Annotated in this window: 11 protein-coding genes; 4 read left to right on the forward strand and 7 right to left on the reverse strand. The window is 55.2% G+C overall.

The features are described 5' to 3' along the window. Nucleotides 1-5: 5 nt before the first annotated feature. Both trxB and AC0J4F_RS11705 read right to left on the reverse strand, forming a co-directional pair. Nucleotides 6-974 carry a thioredoxin-disulfide reductase gene (gene trxB, locus AC0J4F_RS11700; protein ID WP_473026341.1) on the reverse strand — a complete coding sequence of 323 codons (969 nt, stop codon included), beginning with the start codon at nucleotides 972-974 and terminating at the stop codon, nucleotides 6-8. Nucleotides 975-1,022: 48 nt separating this feature from the next. Continuing rightward, on the reverse strand, nucleotides 1,023-2,024 hold the full coding sequence (locus tag AC0J4F_RS11705) for a mitochondrial fission ELM1 family protein (protein WP_473026342.1): 1,002 nt from the start codon (nucleotides 2,022-2,024) through the stop codon (nucleotides 1,023-1,025). Between the two features lie 198 nt (nucleotides 2,025-2,222). Between AC0J4F_RS11705 and AC0J4F_RS11710 the strand changes: the two genes are divergently transcribed. Beyond that, complete coding sequence (locus AC0J4F_RS11710) at nucleotides 2,223-2,693, forward strand: Lrp/AsnC family transcriptional regulator (RefSeq protein WP_008190144.1); 471 nt, start codon at nucleotides 2,223-2,225, stop codon at nucleotides 2,691-2,693. A gap of 73 nt (nucleotides 2,694-2,766) precedes the next feature. Here the strand turns inward: AC0J4F_RS11710 and AC0J4F_RS11715 are convergent, their stop codons facing one another. The 4 genes from AC0J4F_RS11715 to AC0J4F_RS11730 all read right to left on the reverse strand — a co-directional run bounded on the left by AC0J4F_RS11715 (nucleotide 2,767) and on the right by AC0J4F_RS11730 (nucleotide 7,706). Next, entirely contained in the window at nucleotides 2,767-3,252 is a 486-nt protein-coding gene (locus AC0J4F_RS11715) for a hypothetical protein (RefSeq protein WP_209174326.1), read from the reverse strand. 134 nt (nucleotides 3,253-3,386) lie between these two features. Next, the gene (gene greA, locus AC0J4F_RS11720; protein WP_133946122.1) at nucleotides 3,387-3,860 is read right to left on the reverse strand and encodes a transcription elongation factor GreA; all 474 of its coding nucleotides are present in this window, start codon (nucleotides 3,858-3,860) and stop codon (nucleotides 3,387-3,389) included. 110 nt (nucleotides 3,861-3,970) lie between these two features. After that, nucleotides 3,971-7,333: a carbamoyl-phosphate synthase large subunit gene (gene carB, locus AC0J4F_RS11725; protein ID WP_473026343.1), complete on the reverse strand. Its 3,363-nt coding sequence runs from the start codon at nucleotides 7,331-7,333 to the stop codon at nucleotides 3,971-3,973. Between the two features lie 169 nt (nucleotides 7,334-7,502). Next, nucleotides 7,503-7,706 carry a helix-turn-helix domain-containing protein gene (locus tag AC0J4F_RS11730; RefSeq protein WP_420340206.1) on the reverse strand — a complete coding sequence of 68 codons (204 nt, stop codon included), beginning with the start codon at nucleotides 7,704-7,706 and terminating at the stop codon, nucleotides 7,503-7,505. A gap of 987 nt (nucleotides 7,707-8,693) precedes the next feature. Between AC0J4F_RS11730 and AC0J4F_RS11735 the strand changes: the two genes are divergently transcribed. Beyond that, complete coding sequence (locus AC0J4F_RS11735; protein ID WP_133946129.1) at nucleotides 8,694-9,131, forward strand: MerR family transcriptional regulator; 438 nt, start codon at nucleotides 8,694-8,696, stop codon at nucleotides 9,129-9,131. 90 nt (nucleotides 9,132-9,221) lie between these two features. Here the strand turns inward: AC0J4F_RS11735 and carA are convergent, their stop codons facing one another. Continuing rightward, nucleotides 9,222-10,403, reverse strand: a complete 1,182-nt coding sequence (gene carA / locus AC0J4F_RS11740) for a glutamine-hydrolyzing carbamoyl-phosphate synthase small subunit (RefSeq protein WP_473026344.1) — start codon at nucleotides 10,401-10,403, stop codon at nucleotides 9,222-9,224. 245 nt (nucleotides 10,404-10,648) lie between these two features. Here carA and AC0J4F_RS11745 point away from each other — a divergent pair, with 245 nt between their 5' ends. Beyond that, the gene (locus AC0J4F_RS11745; RefSeq protein ID WP_209181457.1) at nucleotides 10,649-11,161 is read left to right on the forward strand and encodes a GatB/YqeY domain-containing protein; all 513 of its coding nucleotides are present in this window, start codon (nucleotides 10,649-10,651) and stop codon (nucleotides 11,159-11,161) included. A 188-nt stretch (nucleotides 11,162-11,349) separates the two neighbouring features. Further along, nucleotides 11,350-13,299 (forward strand): DNA primase, encoded by a 1,950-nt coding sequence (gene dnaG, locus AC0J4F_RS11750; RefSeq protein WP_473026345.1) that lies wholly within the window; start codon nucleotides 11,350-11,352, stop codon nucleotides 13,297-13,299. Nucleotides 13,300-13,395 lie beyond the last annotated feature (96 nt).

Below are 13,395 nucleotides of genomic sequence, written 5' to 3' on the forward strand. Positions count from 1 at the left end.
CTGCGTTACTCAGCAGCTTGTTGTGAACCGACAGCATCCTGTTCGGCGAGATACTTTTCCGCTTCCAAGGCAGCCATACAGCCCATTCCAGCTGCGGTAACCGCCTGGCGGTAGATATCGTCGGTAACGTCACCGGCTGCGAAAACGCCGGGGATCGAAGTCTTGGTGGAATCCGGTGCGGTCTCCAGATAGCCGTTCGGTTTCAAGGTCAATTGATCCTTGAACAGTTCAACGGATGGCGCGTGGCCGATCGCAATGAACACACCATCGGTGGAGATTTCCTGAAGCTCGCCGGTCTTGGTGCTTTTCAGGCGCACACCCGTAACCGCTTTCGGCTGGCCGCCCCCGAGGATCTCGTCAACCTGATGGTCCCAGATCACCTCGATTTTCTCGTGTGAGAACAGCCGATCCTGGAGGATCTTTTCTGCGCGCAAGCTGTCGCGGCGGTGAACCAGCGTCACCTTGGAGGCAAGGTTCGCCAGGTAGAGCGCTTCTTCGACGGCCGTGTTGCCGCCGCCAACCACGACGACCTCGCGGTTCCGATAGAAGAAGCCGTCACATGTCGCACAGGCCGAAACACCGGCACCCATGTAATCCTGTTCAGAGGAGAGGCCCAGCCAGCGGGCTTGCGCGCCGGTCGCGATGACCAACGTGTCTGCCGTAAACACGGTGCCGCTATCTGCTTCCAGACGGAACGGGCGTACTGACAAGTCCGTCTTGATGATCGTGTCGTAGATGATTTCCGTGCCGACATTTTCAGCCTGCTTTTGCATCTGCTCCATAAGCCATGGGCCCATGACCGGGTCTGCAAAGCCGGGATAGTTTTCGACATCGGTGGTGATGGTCAGCTGACCGCCCGGCTGAATTCCGGCAACCAAGGTCGGTTGGATCATGGCGCGGGCCGCATAGATGGCGGCGGTATAACCGGCCGGGCCGGAGCCGACGATCAACAGCTTGCTGTGCTTAGTACTCATGGGCGTAGTATAATCCGTGTTTCTTGTCTCAACCGTGACTGCCAGATATCAGTCACCTTGCAATATTTGACCGGTTTGGTGAAGCGCCCTGTAGTCTGCCAGAATACGTTCTGCGATCACAGGTGTTGCGTCAATCGGGTCGTAGGTAGTGGTTTTCAGTGGCCCTGGGAAGGGGTGAACACATCCCATACCTTTCAAAGTCCCCAAAAACCGGGTGATCTTTGCGTGACCACCGCTTGGATGAAAGACGTGGACCGGTTTGCCCGTGGCTGTGGCCTCGCCAATCATGTTGGTCGAATCTGCGGTTGCAATGATGGCGTCGGACTTTGCCAGGAAATGACCGTACGGATTGTTGCCGGTTCCGTCCCAGAAGAAATGATCGCCATCGCGGGCAAGGGTCTTGATCCCGTCGACCAGCAACTCGGGGGTCCGCCGCGAAGCTGTGATCAGAAAATGCGCCCGGTTCTGTCCCGCTGTCTCACGCAGTCCGTCCAGAAATCGGGTTTGATCATTGTCTGTGAAGGTGTGGTGCCGACTGTTGCCGCCCACAAGTACAGCCACTCTCGGCTGAGGGAGATTGTCGATCTGCGGCACCGGTTCTCCCTTCAGTTCAGCAAGACGCGCTGCAGAAAACTTGTGGGGAGAGGTCGGTGTGACCAGGACATTGTCGCCGCGGAGCGGATCGTGCTCGGGAACCCAAATGAGATCAGCTGTCTTTGCACCGGACCTTGGGTCTTTCAGGAATACCGTGAAGGTTTTGCCGTTGGACGCTTTCTTAAGGCGGCGCAGGTAAGCCGCAGCCCGGCGGCCGGAGGCCACTGCAATATCAGGGAACGGCGGCGCGAGCGGGCTCCCAGGCTGGTCTTCGCGGTCGGCGGGCGGAAACGGGCCAAACGGCATCCACCAGGAATAGGGCGGTTCGGGAGAAACGGTCCGCATTTCGTAGGGAAGGTTGAGGGTATCTGCGACGCCGACGCATTGCGCGACGTCGCCCGCCTTACCATCCGTCAAAATCCAAAGGGAACGGGGCGATGCCGTTGCATTCAACATAAACTGCGGGATTTCCCTGTCGGAATCTTTCAAGATTGTGCGCAAATTTGTTATAGTCTTGCACAAACGCGCAAAAAGTCATAACTCGGCACCGTAGAAACACGTTTGTGCATGAAACTCAAGTTTTTGCGGAACCTCACGTCAGCCCCAGTTTCGGGCGGTGTGACGGCACCGTCCCAGAATTCATAGGAGAGCGGTGTGAAAGCGCGCCTTGATGCCATTGACTGGCAAATCCTGAAGGAATTGCAAGATGATGGCCGGATGACCAATGTTGAGTTGGCTCGCCGGGTCGGAATTTCCGCGCCGCCGTGTTTGAGACGCGTACGTGCGCTTGAGGAAGCTGGCCTGATTCAAGGCTACCGGACGCTCCTGGATGAAAAACAGCTCGGGTACGATGTCACAGCGTTTGCCATGGTAGGCCTTCACAGCCAAACCGAAGCAGACTTGATTGCCTTTGAGCAGACGGTGGAAAAATGGCCGCTGGTCCGCGAGAGCTATATGCTTTCAGGCGAGGTGGATTTCCTTCTGAAATGCGTCTCGCCGGATTTGCAGACATTCCAGAATTTCGTGATCCGTGAACTCACAGCTGCGCCAAACGTGGACAGTGTCCGCACAGCACTCACCATCCGCCGGACCAAGGATGAGCCGGTCGTGCCGATCGACGGCTGAACTTAGTTCCTCAAGTCATTTCGAATGTGTGATGGGCTCCCTGACTAAAACAGGCAGCTTTGGCCTTCGCGTTTCAGGCTTTCGGTGCCGTTTTCATTGCCTGAGGAACTTTTTTCAGACGTTTGAGCAGCCGATTGAGAAGCGAGATGTCGCGGAGCGCCGTTGCTACGAGCGTGAAGCTGATGCTGAGCAACGCACAGGTCGTCAGGATCGCGATTGGCAGCCACTGATCATAGTGGAAGGTGTCGAGCGCCTGGTCCACCGGGTCAACGCCTGAATAGATGCGGCTGCGAATGACTTCTCGGTAACTTCCGATCTGTGTGGAGCCATGCTTGATGTAGCCGAGACCGGCAACCATCGCCAAAACAGCTGCGCTCAAGGCCACCAGAAAACCAAATAGCTTCAACGCGAAAAAGTAAGCCCGCTCGTCAGCGTGATCCAACAGCCGCCGGAAGATTTTCTTCTCCCGGTAGGCAAGCTTGGATGTCAGAAAGAAACGATATCCCCACAAGGGGATGGCAAGCATTAGCAGCCAGAAACCAATTACGTGAAAAACCATTTTGGATCTCCGAATCCCACCGCCTTAGACCTTAAATCCTTTCACGATCAGAATAAAAGGTACTCGGCGGTGAAAATCGAAAACTTGGCAAAATTCTGTATTGGGCTTCTGCCGGATTGGACAGGCTGGCAGCGTCAGATGAACTGCACTTCCACGATCTCGTATGAGCGGGCACCGCCTGGGGCGGCGACTTCCACGCTGTCGCCTACCGACTTTCCGATGAGCGCACGGGCGATCGGAGAAGAAATAGAAACCTTGCTTTGTTTCACGTCGGACTCAACGTCGCCGACGATCATGTATTTCTTTTCTTCTTCCGTGTCTTCGTCAACCAAGCTCACGGTCGCGCCGAACTTGACTACATCGCCAGACAGCTTGCTCACGTCGATGATTTCGGCGCGGGACAGTTTGTCTTCCAATTCCGCGATCCGGCCCTCGTTCAGGCTCTGGGCTTCCTTGGCTGCGTGGTATTCAGCATTTTCCGACAGGTCGCCATGCGCGCGGGCTTCTGAAATGGCATCAACAATGCGCGGGCGCTCGACACCGGTCCGTTCCTTCAGCTCGTTTTGGAGCATGGTGTAACCGGCGGAGGTCATCGGAACTTTTTCCATGGGTCTAAGACCTTCAGCTTATTGGGTCCTCTCGAAGAAGACCACGCTTCACAAAAACAAACCCAGCCGGGAAAGGGCACTTTCCCGGCCGGTTTCAACTCATATTAGCCTTAGGCGAAGTAGGATTGCAAAGGCCTAACTTCAAGACTCCCCGCTTTATGCGCACAGATGCCCTTCGCAGCAGCAATCGATCCTGCAAGCGTGGTGTAATATGGAACCTTGTTCAAAAGGGCTGCACGGCGCATGGAGCGGCTGTCGGCAATTGCTTGAACACCTTCGGTCGTGTTGAAGACAAGCTGCACTTCGCCATTCTTGACCGCGTCGACAATATGTGGACGGCCTTCCATGACCTTGTTGATCTTCTCAGCCTTGATGCCTTGCTCTTTCAGGAACGTCTGGGTCCCCGCTGTCGCGATAATTTTGAACCCGGCATCTTCCAGGCTGCGGACGGCGTCAACGACGGACGCCTTGTCCTGATCCCGCATGGAGACAAACACCGTGCCTTCCGACGGAACCCCCGTACCGGCCCCGATCTGGGACTTTGCGAAGGCTGTTCCAAAGTGGTTGTCGAGGCCCATGACCTCACCGGTGGAGCGCATCTCCGGCCCGAGGATAGTGTCGACGCCCGGGAACCTTGCAAACGGGAACACGGCTTCCTTGACGGCGATGTGGTCGAATTTCTTCTCTGCAAGGCCGAAGGATGCCAGGCTTTCCCCGGCCATGACACGGCTGGCGATCTTGGCAATCGGCTCACCGACGGTTTTTGCTACAAACGGCACAGTCCGCGATGCCCGCGGGTTCACTTCAAGAACGTAGATTTCGCCGTCCTTGATTGCGTATTGGACGTTCATCAGGCCGCCAACTTCGAGGGCGAGTGCCATTTCTGTTGTCTGGCGCTTCAGTTCCTCGATCAGCTCTTCAGACAGCGAGAACGGGGGCAGGGAACAGGCACTGTCACCGGAGTGAATGCCAGCTTCTTCGATGTGTTCCATGATACCGCAGACGAAGACGTCCTTGCCATCGCATAGGGCGTCAACATCAACCTCGATGGCGCCTTCCAGATACCGGTCGAACAGCAGCGGGTTCGTGCCCAGAACCGTGTTGATCTGGCCGGTCTTGTCGTTCGGGTATTTCGCCCGCACCTCGGCAGGAACCAGTTCCGGCAGAGTGCCCAGCAGATAGGAGTTGAGGCTTTCCTCATCCCGAATGATCTGCATGGCGCGGCCGCCCAGAACATAAGACGGGCGGACCACCAGCGGCAGACCGAGCTGGCTTGCGATCAAGCGGCCCTGCTCAACGGAATAGGCGATGCCATTTTCCGGCTGCTTCAGGCCAAGCTTGATTAGCAGCTTTTGGAACCGGTCACGGTCTTCCGCCAAGTCGATCATGTCAGGCGACGTGCCAAGGATCGGCACGTTGGCCTTGACCAGCGACTGGGCCAGTTTCAAAGGCGTCTGGCCGCCGAACTGAACGATAACGCCGTGCAGGGTGCCGTTTTCTTGTTCCTTGCGGATGATTTCCAGAACGTCTTCCGGTGTCAGCGGTTCGAAGTAGAGACGGTCTGACGTATCGTAGTCCGTGGACACGGTCTCCGGGTTGCAGTTGACCATGATGGTCTCATAGCCGGCATCTTCCAGAGCGAAGGCGGCGTGACAGCAGCAATAATCAAACTCGATGCCCTGGCCGATCCGGTTCGGACCGCCGCCGAGAATGACAACTTTCTTGGCGTCGGACGGATTGGCTTCACAGGCCGGAGCGCCCATGAAGGGAGCTTCGTAGGTGGAGTACATGTATGCGGTCGGAGACGCGAATTCGGCCGCGCAGGTGTCGATGCGCTTGAAAACAGGGTGGACGTTGAGCTCATTCCGCAGCTTGACAATATCGTCCGTGTCCACGCCTGCAAGGCTTGCAAGCCGTGCATCGGAGAAGCCCATGCCTTTGAGTTTGCGCAAATTGGCAGCATCTTTGGGCAGGCCGATATTCCGGATCTTGGCTTCCATGGCCAGAATGTCGGCCATCTGTTCCAGGAACCAGGTGTTGATGCCACTGGCCTGATTGACTTCTTCCACCGTCATGCCGAGGCGCATGGCCTGAGCAACTGACAGCAAACGGGTTGGAGTTGCTGTTGAAACGGCAGCCCGCAACGCGTTCTTGTCGTCGCCCTGGTCAAGGCCCGGAATGTCGATTTCATCCAGACCGTTCAAGCCGGTTTCCAAACCGCGCAGCGCTTTTTGAAGGCTCTCGTTGAAGGTCCGGCCAATAGCCATGACTTCGCCAACCGATTTCATCGCCGTTGTCAGGTAAGGCTCGGAGCCCGGGAATTTTTCGAAGGCAAAGCGTGGGATCTTGGTGACCACATAGTCGATGCTCGGCTCGAAAGAGGCTGGTGTTGCACCGCCCGTGATATCGTTTTCCAGCTCGTCCAGTGTGTAGCCGACCGCAAGTTTCGCGGCGATCTTCGCGATCGGAAAGCCGGTTGCCTTGGAGGCGAGGGCGGATGAGCGGGAAACGCGCGGGTTCATCTCAATGACCACCAGGCGTCCGTTCTCCGGATTGACGGCGAACTGGACGTTTGAGCCGCCGGTTTCGACGCCGATTTCGCGCAGGACCGCGATCGAAGCGTCCCGCATGATCTGATACTCTTTGTCGGTCAGCGTGAGGGCTGGTGCAACGGTGATGGAGTCGCCGGTGTGGACGCCCATCGGGTCAACGTTTTCGATGGAGCAGATGATGATGCAGTTGTCCGATTTGTCGCGAACGACCTCCATTTCATACTCTTTCCAGCCGAGCAGGCTCTCATCGATCAGGACCTGACCGACCGGAGACGCGTCGATGCCCGAGCGCACGATCGTCTCATATTCTTCCCGGTTGTAGGCAACACCGCCGCCTGTGCCGCCGAGCGTGAAAGCGGGGCGAATAATGGCTGGCAGGCCAATTTCATCCAGAGCGCGCATGGCCTCCAAATAACCGGTGTTCCGGTCGTAGCCGGTGATCTTACCATCTTCACCGCGAATGGCCGGGGAGGAGGCAATGGCCGCCCGGGGATTCTCAAGACCGATCACGTCCATGGCTGCACGGAACTTTTCGCGGTCTTCCGCTTTGTCAATGACGTCGGCACGCGCGCCGATCATCTCAACGCCGTACTTTTCCAGAACGCCCATCTGTTCCAGGTCCAGCGCACAGTTCAGAGCAGTTTGCCCACCCATCGTCGGCAAAAGCGCGTCCGGGCGCTCTTTTTCAATGATCTTGGCGACCAGTTCCGGCGTGATCGGCTCGATGTATGTTGCATCGGCCAGATCCGGATCCGTCATGATCGTCGCCGGGTTCGAGTTGACCAGGATAATTCGATAGCCTTCTTCGCGCAGGGCCTTGCACGCCTGTGTTCCCGAGTAGTCAAACTCACATGCCTGGCCGATAACAATCGGGCCGGCACCAATGATCAGGATGGAGGAAATATCTGTGCGTTTGGGCATCTCGGCTCGCAGCTCGAAGCGAGCGGTCCGGTAAAGCGCGTGTTTGCTTCCGGTCTGCTCGGTCGTTAAGTGAATGACGATGTTGGCTGAGCGCGTCTTATAGGGAAAACCGTGCCGCGTGGGAACCCCGGATCGCGCTAAACATGATGTTTATATCAAGAAAAACCGATCAGGCGTCGGGTTTGTCCTTGGGGGGCGGTGCATCTGTCGTTGTAACACCGTCAAAGTCGGCGATCCCTTGCGATAGGGCGTAACAGGCCAATCGGATTGATTTCGGGATTTCAACCGGCCGCCCGTCCCGGTTGCCCTTCTCGTAGTATTGGATCATCCGCTTTTTCAGCCCGAGCTGCTCGGCAGCGTCTTTTTGCTTCAATCCGAGTGTTCGTCGCCAGCTCCGAAATTGTTCCGGTGTCATGATGGGGGTCGGGTTCTTTGATTTTGAGTCTGGCATCTTCAAATAAAGCGTGTGTTGAAACCAACGCCTTGATCGGCAGTCAGTAATTGTTTCCTGACACAAATATCTTGCGACCGAAAATGTCAATCCGGAAGTGCACATAGTGCGACTGTGGTCGGAATAAATGTGTCTGCTTTTAGTAGCAGATATCTAAGGCTATGAGGCCATTCGTAAGACCTTGAAGTGACTTTCCTTTAGTCCGAATCGCGGATTTCACGGATTGATCCGCCGTGTTGATCCTTTTGAACGCTCTTTTCCTCGGAAATTTTTCGTCCTTAGTGCCGTTGCGGAATAAAGTTAATTCTGCTCCGGAGCTTGGGGTAAGGACCGTTCCGCGAATTTCTGATTTCCTGAATAAAAACCCCAGCTTTTGAGCATAATGAGCTGAAGTTGCGTTTTAACAGCGCCAATTATCGATAATATCAGTCCGTAGTGTAATATTTATCATGTCGATTAGGAAGTTTACCTTATTATTAGACTTGCGAACTTGTCGTCGCGTGAGTGTATAGTTTTAAACGTCCTTTGTAATGTTTCTTATATATTAGATTATCGATAATTCATATTTCTTGAGATTATAAAATCTGCGAGAAAATTTTATCTAAAAAATACATGTATATATCGGAAAACGCCGTATGTTTACGGTAATTATATGACACGTACTCTGCGAAAAAATGCGTGTTTCCGTGATTTAGTCTAGATTTTTTCTATGGAATAGGTGTAAGGCTTGGCGTGCTTAATCTCGGACGTCCGCAGGTAAGCTTTCGTTGTTCAACACACTGGGTTATGCATTGGAGCTCGTCTGAAACGCGTTTTTAGCCAGCGCCCGGTTGGTGGGATCCGGTGCTACTGGTGCGATTCAGAGCCTGTCATGCGACTGAGAAAAATAAAAAGATCGGGCAAGAGACTATGAATAAGATAGCTACGAATATGGTGGTTGTTCCGGATATTGCGGGTCCGGATACTGAAATTCCGCAAGACGACCGTCCGCTGGCCATTTCCGAAATGTCGGAAAAGTTTGGCGTCACGCTCCGCACACTCCGCTTTTACGAAGAAAAAGGGTTGTTGCATCCGGTTCGCAAGGGTGCGCGCCGGTTCTATGGGGCGCGTGATGTTTCCCGCATGCGTGTTATCCTGCAAGCCAAGAAAATTGGCCTTACCCTTGTTGAAATTCGCCGCGTGATTGCTCTGGTTGAAGGCGGTACGCCGCGCCAGGAGCAATTTGCCGAACTTCAAAGCATTTGCCTTTCCCAACAAGAGATTCTGCTGGAACAGAAGCAGATGCTGGACGAGCAGATTGCAGAAGTCGACCAGATCTTGAGCGCGTTTGCTCAGTTGCGTGGCTAAACGCAAATTAGATGCATCTCTGACGAAAAACGGCAGCCATTTCGGCTGCCGTTTTTGTTTCTCGAGACATTATGTTTACGCCGATTAGGCTTAAGCGGCCTTGGCGGTTTCCATAAGGTCGGTAAAGCGCTTGAAAAGGTAGCGGCTATCCCGCGGGCCGGGAGAGGCTTCCGGGTGGTACTGAACAGAAAAGACCGGCTTGTCTTTCATCGCCAAACCGCAATTGGAGCCGTCGAACAACGACACATGGGTCTGCTGCACGTTGTCCGGCAGGCTTTCTGCATCAACCGCAAAGCCATGGTTCATGGACGTGATTTCCACTTTACCAGATGTTTGATCCAGTACCGGATGGTTCGCGCCATGGTGACCCTGGTGCATCTTGATGGTCTTGCCACCAAGTGCCAGTGCGAGCATCTGATGGCCCAGGCAAATCCCAAACACCGGAAGCCCGGCATCGATCACGGATTGGATCGTACCTACGGCATACTCACCTGTTGCGGCTGGATCGCCTGGGCCGTTGGAAAGGAAGACACCGTCAGGCTTGTGAGCCAGGATATCTTCTGAGGTCGCGTTGGCCGGCAAAACAGTCACGTCACATCCAGCGTCGGTCAGGAGACGGAGAATGTTGCGCTTAATACCGAAATCAAGAGCAACCACCTTGAACTTGCCGCCTTCCGCATCCAGATACCCGTCGTCCCAAGCCCATGTCTTTTGTGACCATTGGTGTGTTTGAGTGGTGGATACGTCTTTGGCGAGGTCCATGCCGACAAGGCCGGGCCAATTGGCGGCAGCCAATTTCAAGTTATCCAGATCAAAGTTGCCGTCCGGATCATGGGCAATGACGCCGTTCGGGACACCTTTTTCGCGGATCAACGCTGTGAGCGCGCGGGTGTCGACACCGCTGATGCCGATGATGTTGCGGCTTTTAAGCCAGGCATCGAGATGCTGCGCAGCGCGGTAATTGGCTGGATCTGTGATCGAGGCGGCAAGGACAGTGCCGCGGATGCCGCTGTCTGCGGCCATATTGACGGTTTCAATGTCTTCGCCGTTGGTGCCGACATTGCCGATGTGAGGAAACGTGAACGTGATGATCTGGCCGGAATAGGACGGGTCCGTGAGGATCTCCTGATAACCGGTCATCGCGGTGTTAAAACAAATTTCTCCAACCGCTTGGCCGGTTGCGCCGAGGCCGTATCCTTCGATCACGCTGCCGTCGGAGAGCACAAGCAGGGCGGTCGCCGGGGTGTCAGACCATGCGTCTGCAGTCGTCATGTCTTGTATCCAGAGTTTGATGGTGACATCATGCACTGCAGGAAAGGCGATCGGAGCGAAGGAATTCCTTGCATCTGGCCGTCTGCATTAAGCGCGGGACTCTATGGGAAGCGGGCAGGATCGTCAACATTGATCCTATGAAAAAAGATCTTTGAAATTCAATTGCTTGGCTTAAATGAACTGGTGGGTGTAAAGCACACTGACCCGTTTATACGGCAGGGGTGGGGCAAACCATGCGCGATGTGATGCGAGACAGAATCAACTCGGCCTTAAGGGCTGCACAAGATGCCGGCGACAAACGCCGCTGTGCCACTCTTCGGCTCGTTCAGACCGCTGTCAAAGACCGGGAAAGTGCTGCCCGGGAAAACGGCAAAGACGGGATCAACGAGGATGAAGTGATTGATATACTTCAGAAAATGGTCCGCCAGCGTGATGAATCGGCTGCCGACTTCGAAAACAGCGGCAAGCTGGATCTTGCGGAGCAAGAACGCACCGAGCAGGCCATCATTCGTGAATTCTTGCCGGAGCAATTAAGTGAAGATGAAGTGCGGTCGGCATGCGAAGAAACTGTGCGGGAAATTGAAGCTCATGGGTTGCGGGACATCGGCAGATGCATGAGCGAGCTTAAATCCCGTTATCCCGGTCAGATGGATTTCGTGCAGGCCTCCTGTGTCATGCGGGACATGCTGCGCAACGGCAACAACGATAACGCTGGCAGTGAACCAGCAGGCGAAGTAGAAGGCAAAAGCGCAAACTGAGCGGGAGGCTCTCCGCCAGACCTTGCTGAGACAGCTGGTGTAGTTTCGCACAAGTCATCCCCAGATCGCTCTGGTCCTTTCAATCCGGTAGCGAAGCCGGCCGATAAGCCCTATTTTGAGTTAGGTAGCCAGGTGGTTTGACATCGCCTTGCTTGCTGCAATTTATTCACACGGATACCGTTCCCTTCATGCGATTTGAGCCGCGCCTTCTTGATGAAATTAGAGCCCGATTGCCGCTTTCGGAAATCGTGGCAAGGCGGGTGACGTGGGATCGCCGGAAGACCCAGCCGGGTAAGGGCGACTATTGGGCATGTTGTCCGTTTCACCAGGAAAAGAGCCCGAGTTTTCACGTTGATGACCGCCGTAACCGTTACAAGTGCTTTGGGTGCGGTGCTTCTGGGGATCATTTCAAGTTTATCACCGAAACTGAGGGGCTGAGTTTTCCGGAAGCTGTTGAGCGTTTGGCCGATCAGGCAGGCGTGGCCTTGCCTGCCCCTGATCCGCAAGCTGCCCGACGTGAACAGAAGCGGGCAAGTCTTGCTGATATCTGTGAAATGGCCTCTCAGTTTTTTGAGGCTCAGTTCAAGGGACCGCGCGGCGACGGCGCGCGGGCCTATGTGCAAAAACGAGGGCTAACGCCCGAAACCCTGCGCGAGTTCCGCTTCGGCTTTGCCCCCGACAGCCGGGACGCCTTGAAGTCGCACCTCAAGGGCCGCGGCGTTGAAGAGCCTGCGATGATCGAGGCTGGTTTGTTGATCAAGCCCGATGACGCGCGCCCATCCTATGACCGGTTTCGTGGCCGGCTTATGATCCCGATCCAGGATGACCGTGGCCGGGTGGTGGCATTTGGCGGCAGAACCATGTTGCCGGATGGGCAGCCCAAATACCTCAACTCGCCGGAAACGCCGCTTTTTCATAAGGGGACAATGCTGTTCAACGCCCACAGGGCACGGGAACCTGCGTTCAAATCCGGCCAAGCGCTTGTTGTTGAGGGCTACATGGATGCGATTGCCCTGTATCAAGCGGGTATTCGTCATGTGGTCGCCTCGCTCGGAACCGCTTTTACAGAAGATCAGATCCTGCGTCTGTGGCGTTTTGCGCCCGAACCCATGGTCTGTTTTGACGGGGATGCCGCCGGGATATCAGCAGCGCACCGCGCGATTGATCGGATCTTTCCGGTTCTCAAAAGCGGTTACTCGTTCCAGTTCAACTTCCTGCCGGACGGTATGGACCCGGATGACTTGGTCAAACAGCGCGGAGTTGAAGGCTTTTGGGCCGAGGCTGAAAAGTCCCGAAACCTGTTTGATGTTGTTTGGGATCGGGAGATCTCCGTTGCACGGTTGGATACGCCGGAGCGCAAGGCGGCTTTGGAAAAACGGTTTGATGACCTGATTGGCACCATCCGGGACGATCGGGTCAAACGGCGTTACCAGCTTGACCTGAAGTTCAAGCTTTCCAATCTCTTTTTCGAACTCTCCCGCAAGGACCGGAAAGGCGGAAAGAAGCCAGGCGCAGACCCGTCCGCCAACGTTATCGGTCTTGCCCGCGAGCGGGTCGCCGTCAGTGATGACTTTGGGACCGAGCGGCTTGTTTTGGGCCTTTGTATGCGGTTCCCGGATTTGCTTGATCGCAACTTCGAGCGTGTCTCTAGCCTGCCTCTGGTCAATGGACTGCACATTGGTGTCCGCGATGCCCTTTGCCGTATCGTAGATGATCTAGAAACCGCAGCCATTTCCGATTTGATCGCGTCGTTTGATGATCCACTGCGCGACGTGATGCACGAGATGGTGCTTGAGACCATTGGCCTTCAAGAACAAAAACAGGCCGAGTTTTATGCACTCAATCATCGTTTCCCGTTACTGAAAGCCAATCCGCCCGAAGACTTTGTCGAGGCGGCGTTTTTGCACTTCCTTGACGTCTTGGAATTGAATGCCCTTGAAGAAGAGTTGCAAACTGAGCTCAATGCTGCGGATGATCAGATCGACGAGCTTGCGTGGCAGCGGATACAGGCTTTGACGCAGGACCTCACCCGACGCCGGGAAGAGTGCGCTCGTGAGGAAGGGGAGCTGGCCGAAAGAGCCAAGAAAATCCGGTCTAACGGAGATGCTGGGGGCGCAAGCCAAGTCGCGGCGGGATAACGTTTTTTCTGACGTTTGCCATCGGCTCCGGGTTTTGGTCCGGAAAAGCGCACAAAATGCAGCGGAAAATACCGAAAACTTATTGACCACTGCCGA

The organism is Roseibium sp. R5 (assembly GCF_055755305.1).

What these genes read in the sequence shown, in the direction of transcription:
- trxB (WP_473026341.1), bottom strand. Translation starts at nt 974, where the DNA reads ATGAGTACTAAGCACAGCAAGCTGTTGATCGTCGGCTCCGGCCCGGCC.
- AC0J4F_RS11705 (WP_473026342.1), bottom strand. Translation starts at nt 2,024, where the DNA reads ATGTTGAATGCAACGGCATCGCCCCGTTCCCTTTGGATTTTGACGGAT.
- AC0J4F_RS11715 (WP_209174326.1), bottom strand. Translation starts at nt 3,252, where the DNA reads ATGGTTTTTCACGTAATTGGTTTCTGGCTGCTAATGCTTGCCATCCCC.
- greA (WP_133946122.1), bottom strand. Translation starts at nt 3,860, where the DNA reads ATGGAAAAAGTTCCGATGACCTCCGCCGGTTACACCATGCTCCAAAAC.
- carB (WP_473026343.1), bottom strand. Translation starts at nt 7,333, where the DNA reads ATGCCCAAACGCACAGATATTTCCTCCATCCTGATCATTGGTGCCGGC.
- AC0J4F_RS11735 (WP_133946129.1), top strand. Translation starts at nt 8,694, where the DNA reads ATGAATAAGATAGCTACGAATATGGTGGTTGTTCCGGATATTGCGGGT.
- carA (WP_473026344.1), bottom strand. Translation starts at nt 10,403, where the DNA reads ATGACGACTGCAGACGCATGGTCTGACACCCCGGCGACCGCCCTGCTT.
- AC0J4F_RS11745 (WP_209181457.1), top strand. Translation starts at nt 10,649, where the DNA reads ATGCGAGACAGAATCAACTCGGCCTTAAGGGCTGCACAAGATGCCGGC.
- dnaG (WP_473026345.1), top strand. Translation starts at nt 11,350, where the DNA reads ATGCGATTTGAGCCGCGCCTTCTTGATGAAATTAGAGCCCGATTGCCG.